This is a genomic window from Streptomyces sp. DH12, from assembly GCF_020873895.1.
Taxonomy (GTDB): Bacteria; Actinomycetota; Actinomycetes; order Streptomycetales; family Streptomycetaceae; genus Streptomyces.
The window spans coordinates 1-387 of sequence record NZ_JAHWGT010001680.1 but is presented as its reverse complement, the minus strand read 5'-3'; the positions used below and the strand labels follow the sequence as shown (position 1 = coordinate 387).

1 protein-coding gene is annotated in these 387 nt (G+C 73.1%); it reads right to left on the bottom strand.

Annotation, left to right across the window (positions count from 1 at the left end):
- Nucleotides 1-137: 137 nt before the first annotated feature.
- On the bottom strand, nucleotides 138-387 hold a 250-nt coding region (locus LPA54_RS41715), incomplete at its 5' end, for a transketolase C-terminal domain-containing protein (protein WP_306806651.1).

Sequence of the window (387 nt, the reverse complement as noted above, 5' to 3'; positions counted from 1 at the left end):
GGTGTGCAGCATGCGCGGGAGCTGCGGGTTGAGGTACCGGTTGTGCAGCTCGTAGCGCTCGGCCCCGCGCTCGGCCAGCAGCGCGGCGAGGTCGAACTTCCCGGCCTGTGACGACTCCGACGCGGACTCCGCGGTGGTCATGCCTGGTGCTCCTGTGCGTCCGGTGAGTGTTTCGCGAGTCGCTCCCCGGCGGCGAGGCTGGCGCTGATCCGCCCGGCGACGTCGACGGGCGTGAGACCGATGTCGGCGAGGACCTCGCCGCGCTTGGCGTGCGCGAGGAACTGCTCCGGGATGCCGAACCGCCGTACCGGCACGTCGACCTCGGCGTCGCCCAGCGCCAGCGCCACCGCCGAACCGACCCCGGCGGCGCGGCTGTTGTCCTCCACG